10 protein-coding genes are annotated in these 14,287 nt (G+C 39.6%); 4 read left to right on the top strand and 6 right to left on the bottom strand.

The window, feature by feature from the left end:
* Window positions 1-5: 5 nt before the first annotated feature.
* On the top strand, window positions 6-1,589 hold the full coding sequence (locus HEQ28_RS04730; RefSeq protein ID WP_434504021.1) for an NAD(P)/FAD-dependent oxidoreductase: 1,584 nt from the start codon (window positions 6-8) through the stop codon (window positions 1,587-1,589).
* Window positions 1,590-1,647: 58 nt separating this feature from the next.
* Here HEQ28_RS04730 and HEQ28_RS04725 read toward each other — a convergent pair whose 3' ends face one another.
* The 6 genes from HEQ28_RS04725 to HEQ28_RS04700 form a co-directional block, all read right to left on the bottom strand.
* Complete coding sequence (locus tag HEQ28_RS04725; protein ID WP_434504020.1) at window positions 1,648-2,859, bottom strand: clostripain-related cysteine peptidase; 1,212 nt, start codon at window positions 2,857-2,859, stop codon at window positions 1,648-1,650.
* A gap of 5 nt (window positions 2,860-2,864) precedes the next feature.
* Window positions 2,865-5,564, bottom strand: a complete 2,700-nt coding sequence (locus tag HEQ28_RS04720; RefSeq protein ID WP_434504019.1) for a valine--tRNA ligase — start codon at window positions 5,562-5,564, stop codon at window positions 2,865-2,867.
* Window positions 5,565-5,685: 121 nt separating this feature from the next.
* Complete coding sequence (locus tag HEQ28_RS04715) at window positions 5,686-7,368, bottom strand: bifunctional metallophosphatase/5'-nucleotidase (protein ID WP_434504018.1); 1,683 nt, start codon at window positions 7,366-7,368, stop codon at window positions 5,686-5,688.
* The gene (locus tag HEQ28_RS04710) at window positions 7,328-8,443 is read right to left on the bottom strand and encodes a glycosyltransferase (RefSeq protein ID WP_434504017.1); all 1,116 of its coding nucleotides are present in this window, start codon (window positions 8,441-8,443) and stop codon (window positions 7,328-7,330) included. Before HEQ28_RS04710 ends, HEQ28_RS04715 begins: the two co-directional genes overlap by 41 nt.
* Window positions 8,440-9,414, bottom strand: coding sequence for a glycosyltransferase family 2 protein (locus HEQ28_RS04705; protein ID WP_434504016.1), 975 nt, complete (start codon window positions 9,412-9,414; stop codon window positions 8,440-8,442). The genes HEQ28_RS04710 and HEQ28_RS04705 overlap by 4 nt, the downstream gene beginning before the upstream one ends.
* Window positions 9,369-10,253 carry a glycosyltransferase family 2 protein gene (locus HEQ28_RS04700; protein WP_434504015.1) on the bottom strand — a complete coding sequence of 295 codons (885 nt, stop codon included), beginning with the start codon at window positions 10,251-10,253 and terminating at the stop codon, window positions 9,369-9,371. The genes HEQ28_RS04705 and HEQ28_RS04700 overlap by 46 nt, the downstream gene beginning before the upstream one ends.
* An 82-nt stretch (window positions 10,254-10,335) precedes the next feature.
* Here HEQ28_RS04700 and HEQ28_RS04695 point away from each other — a divergent pair, with 82 nt between their 5' ends.
* The 3 genes from HEQ28_RS04695 (at window position 10,336) to metH (ending at window position 14,146) form a co-directional block, all read left to right on the top strand.
* Complete coding sequence (locus HEQ28_RS04695; protein ID WP_434504014.1) at window positions 10,336-10,842, top strand: DMP19 family protein; 507 nt, start codon at window positions 10,336-10,338, stop codon at window positions 10,840-10,842.
* Window positions 10,839-11,318 (top strand): SsrA-binding protein SmpB, encoded by a 480-nt coding sequence (smpB, locus tag HEQ28_RS04690; RefSeq protein WP_434504013.1) that lies wholly within the window; start codon window positions 10,839-10,841, stop codon window positions 11,316-11,318. The genes HEQ28_RS04695 and smpB overlap by 4 nt, the downstream gene beginning before the upstream one ends.
* Before the next feature lie 65 nt (window positions 11,319-11,383).
* A complete protein-coding gene (gene metH, locus HEQ28_RS04685; protein WP_434504012.1) occupies window positions 11,384-14,146 on the top strand; it encodes a methionine synthase in 2,763 nt (920 codons plus the stop codon).
* Window positions 14,147-14,287: the final 141 nt, after the last annotated feature.

The following is a 14,287-nucleotide window of genomic DNA, read 5'->3' as shown; positions in this document are numbered from 1 at the left end:
TACCCATGATAAATGAATATCAAATTCGTGTTTTGCCACAGGTGGCTTACACTGAAGAGAATATAAAACAGTTTATAGCTGAAGATAAAGGATTAGACATTCGCACCATAAATCAGGTGAGAGTGCTTAATAAAAGTATTGATGCTAGACATAGACAGGTATTTTTCAACTTAAAGGTTCGTATATATATAAATGAATTCCCACAGGATGGGCAGTATGTCACTACTGAATATCCTAATGTTGAGAATTGTCCACAAGTAATTGTTGTGGGAGAGGGACCTGGTGGACTTTTCGCTTCTTTAAGATTAATAGAACTAGGTATTCGCCCTATTGTTATTGAACGTGGAAAGGACGTGCGTGAACGAAAAAAGGATCTTGCTTTAATTACAAAGACTCAAAAAGTTGACGACGAAAGCAATTATAGTTTTGGTGAAGGCGGTGCTGGTGCTTATAGTGATGGTAAACTTTATACTCGTAGCAAGAAGCGTGGATCAGTAAATAAGGTTCTTAACGTTTTCTGTCAGCATGGAGCTTCTGAATCTATCCTTGCTGATGCTCATCCACATATAGGAACTGATAAGTTACCTGGCGTTATTGAGAATATGCGTAATACCATTATTGCTTGTGGTGGCGAGGTGCATTTCCTTACTAAGATGACGAGTCTTATACTTGAAGGTGATAAGGTTGTTGGTGTTGAGGCCGTTTCTTTGAATGATGAGAAACAGATGGAATTCCATGGTCCTGTAATCCTTGCCACTGGTCATAGTGCACGTGACGTATATCGCTATCTTAATGATTCTAAGATTGAAATAGAGGCAAAAGGTATTGCAGTAGGAGTTCGTCTTGAACATCCTAGCGAACTGATTGATCAGATACAGTATCACAATAAAGACGGTAGGGGCAAGTATCTTCCTGCTGCTGAATATTCTTTTGTAACACAAGTTGACGGACGTGGTGTGTATAGTTTCTGTATGTGTCCTGGTGGTTTCGTCATACCTGCTGCTACAGATAAGGAACAGATTGTTGTAAATGGTATGAGTCCAAGTAACCGAGGTACTGCATGGAGTAACAGCGGTATGGTTGTTGAGGTTCATCCTGAAGATTGCGCAAAGATGACTGGCGATGAGAACGAAGATGCTCTAAGCGTTATGAGATTTCAAGAGCAGTTTGAAAAGAACTGTTGGCAACAGGGCAATATGAGGCAGACTGCCCCTGCACAGCGTATGTCTGACTTTGTTAACAAGCATCTCAGTTACGATTTACCAAAGAGTTCTTATGCTCCTGGACTGATAAGTAGTCCTTTACATTTCTGGATGCCAGAATTTGTCAGTTCCCGTTTGCAGGAAGGCTTTAAGACTTTTGGTAAAAATGCTCATGGATTCCTTACAAATGAAGCTGTAATGATTGCAGCTGAAACAAGAACTTCTAGTCCTGTACGTATACTAAGGGATAGAGAAACTCTTCAGCACGTACGTATTGCTGGACTTTTCCCATGTGGTGAAGGAGCTGGATATGCTGGCGGTATTGTTTCTGCTGGTATTGATGGTGAGAGATGCGCAGAAATGGCTGCCGAATATGCTAAAAAGTAATAGAAATATTATATAAATAAAAAAGGAGAATTTCTGTTGAAATTCTCCTTTTTATATTTTAGTGTGTCGCTTGCCACCATGCAGTGTTTTTCTTTGCATTCACTACTGTCGAATTCAAAGTAGGATCACTTATCGTTACTCCGCTGAAAGTATTTATCTTGAATGTGTTGTATGGATATTTGGGATCTGTTTCTGCGCGATATGCGTTACCATACGCCGTATATATATATGGTGTATAAACCTTATAAGGTACAAGATTTTCAAGAGCTGTCTTGAAGTTTGTACTAAGCGGTGCTGTAACTCCCAATTGATCTACGTATGAACCTAAATCAAAAAACACGTTATTGTCATAACCATCAAGGTATTGTACCGAACTAAGTTTTGACTGGTCAAAAGTATACGTCGCGTTGATGTCTTTCATCACACTTGCCATCTGCTTTATTGCATCACCGCATTTTATAGCTGATAAAGCTCCATAAGGATAAGCGTTATTAGCATAATAATTGTAGAAAGTCTTGCAAATGTTGTCGTAATCTGGCGTACCAAGCATATACTTAAACAATGTGTCATAAGGGAAACCGTCTCCCATAACCTCACTTGTTGACGCTACAAGATAATTGCTGACATCTCTCAGTTCGTATGCAGTTTCAACGTTAGCCATATAGCAGTCATCAAAACTAACAAATTCAACCTTCTTCATTGCTGAGTTTGCTATTGCATAACTCAAATCACTTAAGTCATACTGCAATTCTGATCCTTGACCTCCAAAAGCTCTACTTGCTCTTGGCATTGTAGTGTCACTTCCTCGTGGAGTCCATCCACTTCCGTGACACCCAACAAGAATAGAATACGAACCAGTGTTACTATATGAACTTACTTGATTCAGCAAACTTGTTAAGTTCTCCTTTGTTACCGCATTGTTACTGGCGTTTGCGAGTAATGTGTCAAGCTCACATTTTTTTAATGTGATATTGTATTTCATTCTGAACATTACAGCTTTGCTAGCACTATTGGCTTTGTACACAATAACATCAGTACCTTTGAGTCCGCCATTTGTATTTATAGCGTTCTGCATAGATTTGATGTTTACGTCGAAGTAATCTGTAAGAGCTCCGTTACTACTTGTTGTAGAACCAGTCCAAGGCATGTATACGAATATGGTCTTTGTTGTATTCTCATATTCATAAACAGTTTTAGAGTCATCATGGTCACAGCCAACAAGAGTGATGGCTGTGAGAGTGACAAACAGTAATGTTAGAATTTTCTTCATATATATTATTTCTTTTTAAGTTCCTCAATAGTCTGCTTTAGTGCAGCTATCTTTTCTTCAGAGTCACTTTCCTTCTTACGTTCAAGGGCTATTACAGCTTCAGGAGCATGAGCGACGAAGTTCTCGTTGCCTAGTTTCTTGCGAATACCGATAAGGAAACCTTCAAGATGTTTTATTTGGGCTTGTGCCTTTTCGATTTCAGCTTCAATGTCAATAAGGTTGCCAACAGGAACAGCATATTCGTCTGTGCCAACCATGAATCCGCTTGCGTCTGCTGTTTTCTCAGCAACAGTGTTTATTGCGCTAAGGTTAGCCATTTTGATGATGACGTCGTTGTAATTGGCAAACTTATTTTCACCTACAGTCTGGAGTTCAAGAACTTCTTTTGGTGCAATATTCTTCTGATTGCGCACAGTACGTATACCAGATACAATCTGCTTCACTGTTTCTATGTCAGCTGCAAGTTTGCTTTCTTCACTTGTTATAGTAGGAATATCAAGTGTTGCACACATAATGCTCTCACCGTCTTTACGTTCTGCAATCTGCTGCCACAACTCTTCTGTAATAAATGGCATGAAAGGATGAAGCATCTTCAGCAATGCATCAAAGAATTTGATTGTTGCGTCAAATGTCTTCTTGTCTATTGGCTGTGCACTCCCATCAATATAAGCAGGCTTAATCATTTCAAGATACCAACTTGAGAACTCATCCCAGAATAGTCTATAAACAGTCATCAGAGCTTCGCTTATGCGGTACTGCTTAAACTGCTCCTGCATATCGGCGTTAACTTCCTTCAGTTTGGCATCAAACCATTTAACGGCTATCTTGCTTGCTTCTGGTTGCTCGATATCGGCAGTCTCCCAACCCTTGATAAGTCTGAATGCGTTCCATATCTTGTTGTTGAAGTTACGGCCTTGTTCACAGAGACTCTCATCAAACAGAATGTCATTTCCGGCTGGTGCACTAAGCATCATACCCATACGTACACCGTCTGCACCATATTTCTCAATAAGCTTAATTGGGTCTGGAGAGTTTCCAAGACTCTTACTCATCTTTCTGCCCAAACCATCACGTACGATGCCAGTGAAATATACATGCTTGAATGGGAATGTATGGCGATACTCGTATCCTGCCATAATCATTCTTGCTACCCAGAAGAAGATGATGTCTGGACCAGTTACCAAGTCGCTAGTAGGGTAGTAGTAGTTTATTTCCTCGTTATCAGGGTTGTTTACTCCGTCAAATACAGATATAGGCCACAACCAAGAAGAGAACCATGTGTCAAGGCAGTCGCTTTCCTGATTCAGGTCTTCTGCCTTAATGTTTGCATTCTTCTTCTTCTTTGCCATTTCAAGAGCTTCTTCTGCGCTTTCGGCAACAACAAAGTCATTCTTTCCTTCTGCGTTTACGAAATAATATGCAGGAATACGATGTCCCCACCACAACTGACGACTTATACACCAGTCTTTGATATTCTCCAACCAGTGGCGATAAGTGTTCTTGTATTTCTTTGGATAGAATTCAATCTCGTCATCCATAACAGGTGCTAGGGCAATGTCAGCAAAGTGCTCCATCTTCAGGAACCACTGTGTAGAAAGTTTCGGCTCGATAGGAACGTTTGTACGCTCAGAGAATCCAACTTTGTTATCGTAGTCCTCAATCTTTTCCATCAGACCAGCATTCTGCAAGTCTTTTGCAATCTGCTTGCGCACGTCCATACGATCCTGACCAACATATAGTCCGGCAGCCTCACTTATTGTTCCGTTGTCGTTGAAAATATCTATAGTCTCTAGTCCGTGTTTCAGTCCTAGTGCATGGTCGTTAATATCGTGTGCAGGAGTTACTTTTAAGCAACCTGTACCAAACTGTATGTCAACATAGCTGTCTTCAATAACAGGAATCTCACGATTTACCAATGGTACTATTACGTGCTTGCCCTTCAACCAAGTATTCTTAACGTCTTCAGGGTTGATACACATTGCAGAGTCGCCCATGATAGTTTCAGGACGTGTTGTAGCTACAACTGCGTAATATCCATTTTCGTCCTTATGCATCACGTTGCCTTCTTCAACCTGTTTGCAGTCGCTTTCAACAACACGATATTTTAGATAATATAGTTTTGAGTGTTCATCCTTGTATATAACTTCCTCGTCAGATAAAGCAGTCTGTGCTTTTGGGTCCCAGTTCACCATGCGCACGCCACGATATACAAGTCCCTTCTTGTATAGGTCACAAAATACTTTTATAACGCCTTTGCTGCGTGTTTCGTCCATTGTGAATGCAGTACGTTCCCAGTCGCAAGAGCAACCAAGTCGGCGCAACTGTTTAAGGATGATGCCACCGTGTTCGTTTGTCCAGTCCCATGCGTGACCAAGGAATTCGTCACGTGTCATGTCTGTTTTCTTAATGCCTTGTTCAGCAAGTTTGTTTACCACTTTAGCCTCTGTAGCTATACTTGCGTGGTCTGTACCAGGAACCCAACATGCGTTTTTGCCTTCCATGCGTGCACGACGTACAAGAATATCCTGTATAGTATTGTTAAGCATGTGGCCCATATGAAGCACTCCTGTAACATTAGGTGGTGGAATAACCACGGTATAAGGTTCGCGTCCGTCTGGCTTACTGCTAAATAGCTTGTTATTAAGCCAGTATTCATACCATTTTGATTCCACGTCTTGTGGATCATACTTACTTGCTAGTTCCATATCTAAATCTTATATTTATTTTTATGTATTTATAAGGTGCAAAATTACGAAATAAATTTCAATTATGAAAAAAAAGCACCTTAATCTTGAACCATATTGCTTGTTGATTTGGTAAATTATATCAATTCGAAGATTCTTTATCATTTGGGAACAATAAATCTCTGTCTTTCTTTATTGCGTGTTCTGTCCACTCTGTTGGCGTGAATTTCCAGTTTGTGTGTGCTTGAGGATTTATGTGTTGATGACTTTCGATATATTCCATGAGTAATCTTCGTTGGTCCTTGTCGCTGATGTACTCTATTCGTGAAGCTATCTCTTCAAATGGAATGCCGGCACCTTTTGTAAGCAGTTCTCCGCCTCCGTTTCCACGATAGCTGTTCATCGCTACTTTATATGTATTTTCTTCGCTGAATGGTCTTCCGTCAGACATACGTAATATCTTTACTTTATGTCCTTTTTCCTTAGTCACGTCAACCTCGTAGTCTATTCCTGCTGCAGAATCGAAGTTAAACGCTAGGTTACGCCAATGGTGTTTGCCATTATTGTCAATATCCATAAGCATGATATGGTCATCCTTTGATTTCATTGTGTCTACCCATTGATAATAGCTCATCTCCAAAAGGTTGTGTATTTCCTTTCCCGACATTCTTATAGCATACAGTTGATTTTCGTATGTATATAGATTGAACATATCGCTCACGCGAATTTCTCCTTTTTTTATACATGCATCAAATTGTAGCGGTGCGTTTAGTGATATGTCTGCTCCTGTTGTTTCCAGTTGCACGTCGTGTATGAAATCACTGAATGGAGCTGGGCCAAAGAAACTGTCTTTTGTGAATATAGATTCTTCAATGGTTCCGATTTTGCGATTTACGTATTTTTTCACATCTTCCATATCGTCGGTGAAGTGGGAGAGGAACTCCTTGTCAGGCAGTTCTTCTTCAATATTTACGATCTCACTTTCTATATCTTCCAATAGCCAACCATTTTGAGTCTTATTTGCTTTGATTGTTGATTCGCTTATATAATAAGCATTGCTCGACGGATTTATAATGTTTATTTTTTTTGTATTGCCAAATGTTTGTACAACGTGTTTTAGTCTATGGTCATGTCCGCAGAGAATAAGATCTATTCCGGCTACGTTGGCAGCCGTTTTAATACTTTCGTTTTCTCCTATTCCGTTGTCGTTTATGCCACCTTCAAATCCTGAATGAAATAGTCCGACAACGATGTCTGCATGTTCTATTTCCCTTACGTGTCTGGTCCATTTATCCATACATTCTGGAATGCCTTCAAACTTCATTCCGCTCCATAGATGTTCATGTAGCCAATGCGAAATTGTAGGTGTCAGCATACCGATTATCGCAATACGCAAACCGTTAATTTCCATCATCTTGTATGGCTTAAAGTATGGCTTTAATGATTTTGTATCAATCACGTTAGCAGCAAGAATATCACAATTGGTCTCTAAACAATATTTATCATATACTTCGTGTCCTGTTTCGATGTCGTGATTTCCTATTGTCTGAGCGTCATATTCCATCATGTTTATTACCCTTGCAGCTACGTTTGTCTTTTTAGTGTTTATGTAGTTGCAGTAATAACAAGTCGGTTGCCCCTGTAATATGTCACCACCGTCAAGAAGTATAAGCCTTTCTCCGTATTCTTTTCTCAATCGTTTTACATAGGTAGACACCCTTGTAAGCGATCCTTTGCGTTTGCATGAATTAATGAAGTCATAAGGGAAAAAACTTCCGTGTACATCAGTAGTGTGTATTATCTTTATTTCCAAGTGATTGTTCATAAATTTCTATATATTTTTTTGCGATTGTAATATATTCATGATGTCTTTTAATGTAAAGTATACTGTCGCTTTTCATCTTGTCAATGTTGTTGGTATTGCTCATCAGGTATTCTATTGCCGTCACCACTCCATCATAGCATGGAGCTGTATTTACAATCGGTCTCAGTTCATGTTCGTTGATGATATTGTAGTTTTCTTCTTCACCTCCGCCAATGCAGATAATTCCGTTGCTCATAGCCTCCAGTGAGTTCATCGATGGTGTGTAACTGTATAGCTGGTCAAGAATTGCATCAGAACCGTTCATCATCTTTATGTAGTCGTTGAAGGGTATGCTTTCTGCAATGTTCAGTTCAATCCTGTCACCATACTTTGCCTTCATGTCCTCGGCTGCCTTCAGCATGATGTCTGTGCCCTTATATATGCTGCGTTCTTTGTTTATGCCGATAAATAGTTTCAAGGTTCCATCAAACATTCTTGGCTGTGTGTTTTTGGTAATTATCGGGTAGGGACAGAACTTAGTTTTGTTTTCGAATATTGGTTTATAGCATGCCCAATATTCATATAATCCTGCTACAATGTTGTCGCAGTCTTGTGCGATATATTTATTCAGTTTTTCCTTTTCGGTATCAATCCAGTCTTTTCTGTATTTTATAGCTTCTTCGTCAATGCGTAGTTTATGTCCTATGTTAAAGTCGCTGTATCTCAGTGGCATTCTTGTAATACATTCATGCACCCAGTAATAATCCATCCCGAAAGCTCCCATTATAATACATTTGTTGTGCCTTCTAAGATAGTTGTAAAATATATAATGCCTTTTTGCCTTCAGTTCAAAAAACAATGGGTTAATCAGTTGCACAATGTCAAATCCTCTCATCTTAGGTAATAGTGCAATTAGTTTAGCATATAGCATCACGCCTCCCACACTCCCTTTCTTTCTGCTAACGTCATAGTCACGTGGATAGTCTTTCCAGAAGTCGCCATTTGAGACAACTACAACATGATGTCCCAATTCTCGCAAGCCTTTTGCAAGAGTTGCATGTACGTTACTGTATTCTCCTATCAAGAGTATTTTCATATTGCTGTTGCAATAATTAATCTTCTTCCTATAGCGTTTTTGCTCATCTTTCTGAATAAACTGTATTTTCTTGTATATTTCTTGTCTGGAAGCGGAAATAGTCCACGTCTTCTCAGTCTTTCGCATGCGTCGTTAAGATGCGAGTAGCTGTGAGTCAGTCGTGCTGTGTTGTATAGGTAGTCCATAGACAATTGTGCTATTCGTCTCTCCATTGCAGCTCTTTCCGCTTTTGGCAGTTTGTCAAGCATATCATGCAAATGGAATATGATAGATTCATTTTCTTCCAGTCTTTGAACTTTTGTGCGCTTGTTTATTTCATGGACTACAGAGTTGCTTCTCTGTCTATAGAAATATGCTTTTGATGGGATAGTGAAAAGTCTTTCTGCACGTATAATCAGCTGTGCGGTAAACTCTTCGTCCTCCCCAAACTTTATATTTCTGTTGAATCTCAGACTCATGAGGATGTCTTTCTTGAATATGTACCCCCATGCCATGCCTTTTATATTGTTGTTGTGCATGAACTCTGCACCCGAAAACGGACCGTCATACATTTCAGTTACTACAGAATCATTCTTGCTTGTATGCTCAAACATCACCATGTCTGGGTTGTGATATCTAGCAATGTCAAGGCAATGCTCGTAAGTGGCACTGATTAGATAGTCGTCACCGTCAACAAACTGGATATATTTTCCATGTGCAATGTCTAGTCCTATATTACGTGCCGCACTTGCTCCGTTGTTAGGTTGCCAAAGATACACAATATTTTTGCATACGCTTGTCAGACTGTTGAGTGCAGGCAAGTCGCTTCCGTCGTCAATTACTATAATCTCTCGTTCATCAATGCTTGTTGATAGTTTCGTAATACTCTCCACGCACTCTTTCAAAAGTTCTGCGTTAAGATTATACGTCGTGATAATGAATGTTACTAACGGTTGTGTGCTATTATGCGAAATAATTTGTGAATCAAGCATAGTCTTTTAATTCCTAATAAATGATATAGAGCCAGTTTGAGAGTCCCTCTGTATGGTAATCCGTCTTCAATAAGAATATTTCCTCCCATACGGTACACGTCAAGTTGTATGTTAATTATATATTTAAAATATCTGTCGTCGCAAGTCTCTTTCATAATTGCTACATGTGTTTCAAGCATACTTTCCATTTGCTTTACATGAGCGTTTGCCGTAAGTCCGTCGCCATTGTATATGTAGTTATACGTACCGATTTCCGTCGTTGCTACTACATTGCATTTCTTCAGTAGTCTTGGCAATATCTCTACGTCCTCAAATATGATACCTGTCTTGTATTTAGTGTCATCAAATAATGACCTTCTATATATTTTGTTGCAAGCATAGGCGTGTTTATATGCCCTTTCTTCAAGCCAGTATGCCTTTATGTCATTGTATTCACGATTATTGAATTTCAGTTTTCTGTTTTTTCGTGAATAGTATCTCTCGTTTATTGAGTATTCCAATATGTCATATTCCGGATGCTTGTCAATCAACTCAAATAATCTGCTATATGTTCCAAGCTCCAGACTGTCGTCGCTATCTATGAAAGTGATATAATCACCTGTGGCTGCGTCAATACCATAGTTACGTGCTTCACTCAGTCCACTGTTAGGCTTGTGAATCACGGATATTCTTGAATCCTGAGCTGTGTATTCATTGCATATATACGGTGTTCCATCTTGCGATCCGTCATCTACCAATATTATTTCCATATCGGTAAAATCCTGTGCAATGATAGAGCTTATGCATCTGCATATTGTAGCTCCAGAATTATAAGCTGGTATTACAACTGATAGTTTCATAAGTGCAAAAGTAATAAAAAAAAGTAAGTATTTTGTAATTTCATATAAAATTAGTACTTTTGCAATATTAATAAATTAAATTATGAAAGAGGTAATTATTAAAGATGATATATTACAGAAGGCTGCCGAAGAAGGTATGGATGCCTTTGTTGATGTTTTCACAAATGCTATACTTGACTCAATTGATGGTCAGTTGACAGCTGAAAACATGTCGCAGCTTAATTCCGACCAGATAACGCTGCTTGCTTTCCATTACCTTCATGACGAGGTTATGGATGGTGGATTCGTACAGTTGATTCACAATGGTCTCGGTGCCTTCATCTACATGAACCCTACAGACAAGGCTTTTCGTGAATGGGGATTGCCGGAATTGTTTAAGATAATAAACAAGAGTCATCGCCTGTATGCCAAGTATCATGAGGAAATTGAAAAAGACTGTACCGACGAGGAATTTATGGCAATGTTTGAACAACATGCAGAGTTTGACGACTTTGATGATGAGTTTGTCGAAAATGAAGAAATGTTCGTGTCAAAGGTAGCTAATTATATCGATCAGCATATTGATAATTTTGCAAAGATTGAAAAATGAATAAGGAAGAACAGGAACGAAGAAAGAAAAGTCCCGTACAGATAAGAAACAAGAAGGCTTCTTTTGAATATTTCTTTGTCGACACGTTCACTGCAGGTATTGTACTTACAGGAACAGAGATAAAGAGTATTCGCGAAGGTAAGGCTTCTTTGGTTGATTCTTTCTGTGTCATCTATAATGGTGAGATGTGGGTGAAGGGAATGAATATCAGCCCCTATTTCTATGGTTCGTTCAGTAACCATGAGGCTAGACGTGATCGTAAATTGCTGCTTACCAAGCGTGAGCTCCATAAACTTGAGGAAGCAACAAAGCAGGTGGGTTTCACTATCGTACCTGTTCTTATATTTCTCGATAGTCACGGACGTGCAAAAGTTGATATTGCTCTTGCAAAGGGTAAAAAGGAATTTGACAAGCGCCAGACTTTGCGTGAAAAGCAGGATAAACGTGAAATGGATAGGGCCGTCAAGCACTTCTAGTATAGGCATCTTGTTGCCTATACTTTGTTTTAGTATTTTAGCAGGATAAGTTTATTGTTTTGATTATGAGAAGTTTAAAAGATTTAGCTAAAGAAAAGATTTTGATTTTAGATGGTGCGTTGGGCACTATGGTGCAATCGTATGATCTCTGTGAAGATGACTTCCGTGGCAACATGTTTGCCGACATCAAAGGTCAGCTTAAAGGAAACAACGATGTGCTTTGCTTAACCAAGCCTGAAGTCATAATGGATATACATCGCAGGTATCTTATTGCCGGTGCTGATATTATCGAGACTAATACTTTTTCTTCTCAACGCATCTCTCAAGCTGATTATGGACTTGAAGCTCATAGCTATGATATTGCTCTTGCTGGTGCTAAATTGGCAAGAAAGGCAGCTGATGAGTTTACGTCTGATGAAAAGCCTAGATTTGTAGCAGGTTCTATTGGACCTACAAACAAGACTTGTTCCATGAGTCCAGATGTAAGTAATCCTGCTGCAAGAGATGTTACCTATGATGATTTGTTTGATGCTTATAAAGAACAGGTTAACGGACTCCTTGATGGTGGGGTAGACGCATTGCTCATCGAAACGATATTTGATACTCTTAATGCAAAGGTTGCCGTTGATGTAGCGCAGACCGTTATGGAAGAACGCGGGTTAGATCTTCCAATAATGCTTAGTGTCACCGTGAGCGACCTTGCCGGAAGAACTCTTAGCGGACAGACCTTGGATGCCTTTTTAGGAAGCATAAGCGAATACAACATATTTTCTGTAGGATTGAATTGTTCGTTTGGTGCACGCCAGATGAAACCATATCTTAAGGAACTTTGCAAGAAAGCTCCTTATTATATTTCTGCTTATCCTAATGCCGGACTTCCTAATTCAATGGGACTTTATGATGAGACTGCTGAGAGCATGTCGCCTCAGATTGCCGAGTTTATTGATGAGGGACTTGTTAACATTGTTGGTGGTTGCTGTGGCACCACTGATGAGTTTATCAGGATGTATGATGAAATGGCTCGTGGAAAGAAGCCGCATGTACCTGTCGCTAAATCTAGTTCTATGTGGCTTAGTGGTCTAGAACTGCTTAATGTAACTCCAGAGGTCCAGTTTGTCAATGTCGGTGAGCGTTGCAATGTTGCAGGAAGTCGTAAGTTCTTGCGTCTTATTCAGGAAAAGAAATATGATGAGGCTCTCAGTATTGCGCGTAAACAGGTCACTGATGGTGCTCTCGTTATTGATGTAAACATGGATGACGGATTGCTTGACGCAGAGACCGAAATGGTTAATTTCCTTAATCTTGTCGCTTCAGAACCTGATGTCGCAAAAGTTCCTATCATGATTGATTCCAGCAAATGGGATGTAATCGTTGCTGGTCTGAAGTGTGTTCAGGGTAAAAGCATTGTCAATTCTATATCACTTAAAAACGGAGAAGCTGAGTTTATCAGTCATGCACGAGACGTTAAGAAGTATGGTGCTGCTGTTGTCGTGATGTGCTTTGACGAGATAGGACAAGCCACAACCTACGAACGTAAGATTGAGATTGCATCACGTGCTTATCATATTCTTACAGAGACAGTTGGACTGAATCCGCTTGATATAATTTTCGACCCTAATATCCTTTCTATCGCTACAGGAATAGAAGAGCATGATAACTATGCTGTCGACTTTCTAAACGCTACTGAATGGATCAAGAATAATCTTCCTGGTGCTCATGTCAGTGGAGGAGTGAGCAACTTGTCTTTCTCTTTCAGAGGCAACAACTACATTCGTGAGGCTATGCATGCCGTATTCTTGTATTATGCCATAAAGAATGGTATGGATTTCGGAATCGTCAACCCTGCTACGAAGGTTATATATTCGGATATTCCACAAGATCAACTTGCTATAATAGAGGATGTTGTACTAAATAGAAAACCTGGTGCAGCTGATACGCTTATTGATTTGGCTAATAAGATAAAGGAAGAAGAGGAAAAAGCTAAAGAGGAAGGCAATAGTGGTCCTGTTTCTGTTAAGAGTTCTGCCAGTGATGAATGGCGCAATAATGATCTTGAAAGCAGACTTGCTTATGCCTTGCGAAAAGGTATAGGTGACTATATGGAACAGGACATACATGAGGCTCTTGAAAAATATCCTCATGCCGTGAACATCATTGAAGGACCTTTGATGAGTGGAATGAATGAGGTAGGTGTATTGTTTGGTGAGGGCAAGATGTTTCTTCCTCAGGTTGTCAAGACCGCCCGAACAATGAAGCAGGCAGTAGCTATTCTGCAACCTTATATTGAAGCAGAGAAGATAGAAGGATATTCTAAAATGGGAACTGTTATCCTTGCCACTGTCAAGGGGGATGTTCATGATATTGGCAAGAATATCGTTGGTGTTGTCATGGCGTGCAACAACTATAATGTTATTGATTTAGGAGTTATGGTTCCTGCCGAGCAGATTGTTAAGAAGGCAATTGAGTTGAAGGCTGACATAATCGGTTTGAGTGGATTGATAACTCCATCGCTTGAAGAAATGGTGAATGTAGCTACAGAAATGCGCAAAGCCAATCTCAACATACCAATTATGATTGGTGGTGCTACGACCAGCCAACTTCATGTAGCCTTGAAGATAGCCCCAGTATATGGCGGTCCTGTTGTATGGATGAAGGATGCGTCACAGAATGCCCTTGTTGCTGCTCGTTTGCTTAATGCCGAAGAAGAGCGTAAGCTAAGAGCCGAACTTGATAGCAAATATGAGACGCTGCGTGAGAACTACAAGCAAAAGCAGGAAAATATATTATCTTTGGAGGAAGCAAGAAAAAACAAGCTCAATCTGTTCTAAAAGATTGAGCTAGCAATACCGTTTTGATAATAGATTAAAGCTATGAGACTTTTGTTAAAGATGATGTAATATTAGATAGGTGTTGCGTCTTCACAAACTCTAAGTTGTATACAATAAAATAAACGTACTGACTATCGTTTT

The sequence above is a fragment of the Prevotella sp. genome, assembly GCF_051059605.1.
Taxonomy (GTDB): domain Bacteria; phylum Bacteroidota; class Bacteroidia; order Bacteroidales; family Bacteroidaceae; genus Prevotella.
This window is presented reverse-complemented; position numbering and strand designations above follow the sequence as displayed.